Origin of the sequence: uncultured Rhodococcus sp. (assembly GCF_963525155.1) — a bacterium.
In the GTDB taxonomy this organism is placed as follows: Bacteria; Actinomycetota; Actinomycetes; order Mycobacteriales; family Mycobacteriaceae; genus Rhodococcus_F; species Rhodococcus_F qingshengii.
This window is the reverse complement of the sequence record NZ_CAURKP010000292.1, coordinates 1-4,770: the sequence shown is the minus strand read 5'-3', so window position 1 is coordinate 4,770 and position 4,770 is coordinate 1. Positions and strand designations below refer to the sequence as shown.

Genomic DNA, 4,770 nt, shown 5'->3' with positions numbered 1-4,770 from the left:
CCACAAGGGAATTCGCGCAGTGACGCGTTCTGGCGATCTGCACGGTTCGGGGTGGATGATCGGTGGCTCGGATCGGCAACCGAGCACGCTCGAGGTGCAGGCGGCGATCGACGCGTCAGCAGCGGAACTGGCGGCAACGGAGAGCCGATCCGAGGAACTCGACGCTGCGCTGTCCGGCGCTCTGGCCGAACAAGCCGCTCGACGCGAGACCGCGGAGCAAACTTTGGCCGCGCTCAACGAGTCGGACGCCGCCATGTCCGCCATCTACGAGCAGTTGGGCAGATTGGGGCAGGCAGCACGGGTCGCCCACGCGGAATCCGAGCGTTTGACCGCCCAGCGAGTGCGTGCCGAGGAGGGCCGCGGGGAGTCGCTGACAAAGCTCGCGGATCTGGAGGAACGTCTGCGCGTCGCCGAAACCGACGGCAGTGCGCCGGGACACGGCGCGGAATCGACCGCTGCCGATCGTGAAATGGCCGCAGCAGCGCTCGCCGAAGTACGCATCGTCGAAATGGATGCTCGCCTTGCCGTGCGCACCGCCGAAGAGCGTGCGGAATCCGTTCGCGGAAAGGCCGATTCGCTTCGGCGTGCGGCCGCCGCGGAACGAGAAGCGCGGATTCGCGCCGAGCGGGCTCTGCGCGCCAGAGCGCACGCTGCGGAAGTTGCAGCTGCCGTCGCCGAGTCGGGACAGCGTGTGGCGGCCGAACTCGAGACAGTCGTCGCTGCGGCTCTTGCCCACCGTGACGAGTTGGCTCGGGCCCGCGCCGAGTGCACGGCCAAGCTGGATCAGGTCCGCGAGACAGTCCGAGCACTGACCGGACAACTCGCTTCGCTCACCGACGCCGTCCACCGCGACGAGGTAGCGAAGGCACAGGCAGCGCTGCGCATCGAACAACTCGAGGAGTCGATCCTCGATCAGTACGGAATCGGCCTCGACGATCTGATCGCCGAGTACGGGCCCGAGGTCGAACTGCCGCCGACCGCTCTCGAAATCGAGGAGTACGAGCAGGCCAAGGAGCGTGGGGAGCAGGTCACCGCCCCCGCTCCGCTTCCGTACGACCGCGCGACTCAGGAACGGCGCGCCAAGCGGGCCGAGAAGGACCTCGCCACCCTCGGCAAGGTCAATCCGCTGGCGCTCGAGGAATTCGCAGCTCTCGAGGAGCGGTACACCTTCCTCTCCACTCAGCTCGAGGACGTCAAGACCGCACGCAAGGACCTTCTTGCTGTGGTCGCAGACGTCGACGCACGAATTCTGCAGGTGTTCACCGAGGCCTATGCCGACGTCGAGCGTGAGTTCGTGGGAGTGTTCGAGAAATTGTTCCCCGGGGGCGAAGGGCGGCTGGTCCTCACCGACCCCTCGGACATGCTCACCACCGGCATCGAAGTCGAGGCGCGTCCGCCCGGTAAGAAGGTCAAGCGGTTGTCGTTGCTGTCGGGCGGCGAGAAGTCGTTGACCGCGGTGGCCATGCTGGTCGCGATCTTCCGGGCACGCCCGTCCCCGTTCTACGTGATGGACGAAGTCGAGGCGGCGTTGGACGACACCAACCTGCGGCGGCTGATCGGACTCTTCGAACAATTGCGGGAGAAGTCGCAGTTGATCGTGATCACTCACCAGAAACCGACGATGGAAATCGCCGATGCGTTGTACGGCGTCAGCATGCGCGGCGACGGCATCACCACCGTGATTTCGCAGCGACTTCGCGGTCAAGACATGGCCTCGACGTAAGCCCTGCTCACTTTCCGGGTCGGAGCCTGAAACAATGGGCCGGTGACTACCCAGGCTTGGATCATCATCGCGGCTGTAGCGGCCGTACTACTCGTCGTTCTCGTTGCCGGATTCCTGCGCTACCGCAAGGGGCAGGTATCGCTGAAGGCACCCGAGACGAAGCCGGAGCTCGGCGCACCCGAGAAGGACAAGTCAGGCGGCTACAAGGCCGGTGGCGGGTTCAACTTCAGTCAGGGGTCGACGGCAACGGCGCCACCTCCGGTGGTTTCGACACCTCCGGTCGCCGAGAAGCCGCCCGTCGTCGAAGAACCTGTCGTCGAAAAACCGATCGTCGAAGAACCTGTTGCGGAGAAGCCGGCCGTTGTCGAGGAGCCGGTTGTCGAAGAACCCGCTGTTGTCGAGGAACCGGTTGTCGAAGAGCCGGTTGTCGAAGAGCCGGTAATCGAAAAGCCGGTCGTAGAAGAACCAGCGGTAGCAGAACCTGTTGTCGAAGAACCTGTCGTTCCCGAACCCGTCGAGCCTGCACCGCGCGTGCTGGACGAGATCGACCCGACCGAGGGTCGGCTGGACCGATTGCGCGGGCGCCTTTCCCGCTCGCAGTCAGCAGTCGGCAAGAGCTTGCTGGGTCTGCTCGGTGGCGGCGATCTGGACGAGGATTCGTGGGAAGAAGTCGAGGACACCCTCCTCATCGCGGACCTCGGCTCCGCGACCACGGAAAAAGTCGTCACGAAGCTTCGTGAGCAGATGGCGGCCCGCAGCGTCCGGACCGAGGCTGCCGCCCGCGCCCTTCTGCGCGAGGTGTTGATCGCCGAACTGCGTCCCGAACTGGACCGCTCCATCCGCGCATTGCCGCACGATGATCACCCGGCTGTTCTGCTCGTCGTCGGCGTCAACGGGACCGGCAAGACAACCACCACCGGCAAGCTGGCTCGCGTGCTCGTCGCCGACGGTCGTCGCGTCGTGCTCGGTGCCGCGGACACGTTCCGCGCCGCCGCCGCCGATCAGCTCCAGACGTGGGCCGAGCGTGTCGGCGCTGAAGTTGTTCGTGGCAAGGAGGGTGGCGATCCCGCTGCGATTGCCTTCGACGCGGTCTCACGGGGCATCGCGGACGGCGTCGACGTGGTCCTGATCGACACCGCCGGCCGTCTGCACACCAAGACCGGTCTGATGGACGAGCTCGGCAAGGTCAAGCGGGTTATCGAGAAGAAGGCCTCGGTCGACGACGTTCTGCTGGTTCTCGATGCGACGGTCGGCCAGAACGGATTGGCGCAGGCTCGAGTGTTCGCGGAGGTCGTGGACATCACCGGCGTCGTACTGACCAAGCTGGACGGAACCGCCAAGGGCGGAATCGTCTTCCAGGTTCAGCATGAACTGGGTGTGCCGGTGAAGTTGGTCGGTCTCGGTGAAGGTGCCGACGACCTGGCGCCCTTCGAGCCGGGTGCGTTCGTCGACGCCCTCCTGGGCTGACGCCCCCGTGCGCCTTTTTGGTAGCGCGAACTACCAAAAAGGCGCACAGGGTCGGTAGAACTCCCTGGCGAAACCTGTTTGCAACAAAGTTGGGCAATTGGTTCACGTCTGCGAAACGCGACAGCGCCATGGACGAAACACCAGCCCAGCACTCTTCTCCTTAACGACGTGCTGCCCGGCACGTGCGACTAGGAGGTAGTAAGTGAGTACCGACGATTTGTTGGCGAACTCCGGTAACGCCGCATGGATGCTGATGGCTGCATCTCTGGTCTTGCTGATGACACCCGGCCTCGCTTTCTTCTACGGCGGGATGTCTCGGTCCAAGTCCGTCCTGAACATGATGATGATGTCCTTCGGGGCCATGGCCGTCATCGGCGTCATCTACGTTCTGTGGGGATGGTCGATGTCCTACGGCACCGAGAACATCGGGGGCATTTTTGCCAACCCGTTCGAGTTCTTCGGCCTCAAGAACAGCATCACCGATGCTGACGGCAACTTCATCGCCGGCGCCTGGGGCTACCCCAACGTCATCGACATCGCGTTCCAGGTGACATTCGCGATCATCACCACCGCCCTCATCAGTGGTGCCCTGGCCGAGCGGGTCAAGTTCGGCACCTGGCTCCTGTTCTCGGGTATCTGGGTCACCGTCGTCTACTTCCCGCTCGCACACATGGTGTGGGGTGGCGGACTCCTCTCGGGTTCCGAGGACGGCATCGCGGCAAAGCTCTTCGGCACCACGGTCAACGACGACGGAGTCACCGTCGCCAACGTCGCTCCGATCGACTTCGCCGGTGGCACAGTCGTTCACATCAACGCGGGTATGGCCGGTCTGGTCCTCGCACTCATCGTCGGCAAGCGTCTCGGCTTCGGCAAGACCGCCTTCCGTCCGCACAACCTGCCCTTCGTGATGCTCGGCGCAGCACTTCTCTGGTTCGGTTGGTTCGGCTTCAACGCCGGCTCGGCATTCGCCGCCGACGGTAACGCCGGTCTCGCCTGGGTCAACACGACCACCGCGACGTGTGCCGCAGTCCTGGCCTGGCTCGCTACCGAGCGTATTCGTGACGGCCACGCCACCAGCCTCGGCGCAGCTTCCGGTGCGGTGGCCGGTCTGGTCGCCATCACCCCTGCTGCCGGTGCGCTCAACCCGGTCGGTTCCATCTTCCTCGGCGCAGTAGCCGGCATCCTGTCCGCTCTCGCAGTCGGCCTGAAGTTCCGCTTCGGCTTCGACGACTCGCTCGACGTCGTCGGTGTTCACCTTGTCTCCGGCCTGTGGGGCACGATCGGTATCGGATTCTTCGGCACCGCAACCGGCCTCTTCTACGGCGGCGACTACAAGCAACTGGTGGTTCAGATCGTGATCGCACTCGCAGCACTCGTCTTCACCGGCGTTCTGACGACGATCATCGGCTTCGCACTCAAGCCCCTGGGCTGGCGAATCTCGGCCGAGGACGAGGCACGCGGCATCGATGAGACCGAACACGCAGAGACCGCATACGACCTCGCGTGATCAGCACGTGATTAAAGTGAATTCAGGCACTTCAGAGTTTGGAAAGGGATGAGCACATGAAGCTGATCACAGC

3 protein-coding genes are annotated in these 4,770 nt (G+C 64.2%); all 3 read left to right on the top strand.

What is annotated here, in order from left to right:
• On the top strand, positions 1-1,723 hold a 1,723-nt coding region (locus RWT78_RS28345), incomplete at its 5' end, for an AAA family ATPase (RefSeq protein WP_314682623.1).
• A 42-nt stretch (positions 1,724-1,765) separates the two neighbouring features.
• Complete coding sequence (gene ftsY / locus RWT78_RS28340) at positions 1,766-3,190, top strand: signal recognition particle-docking protein FtsY (protein ID WP_314682620.1); 1,425 nt, start codon at positions 1,766-1,768, stop codon at positions 3,188-3,190.
• 247 nt (positions 3,191-3,437) lie between these two features.
• Complete coding sequence (locus RWT78_RS28335) at positions 3,438-4,697, top strand: ammonium transporter (RefSeq protein WP_042450902.1); 1,260 nt, start codon at positions 3,438-3,440, stop codon at positions 4,695-4,697.
• Positions 4,698-4,770: the final 73 nt, after the last annotated feature.

Coding starts and splice junctions, on each gene's coding strand:
- RWT78_RS28335 (WP_042450902.1), top strand. CDS start 3,438: ATGCTGATGGCTGCATCTCTGGTCTTGCTGATGACACCCGGCCTCGCT.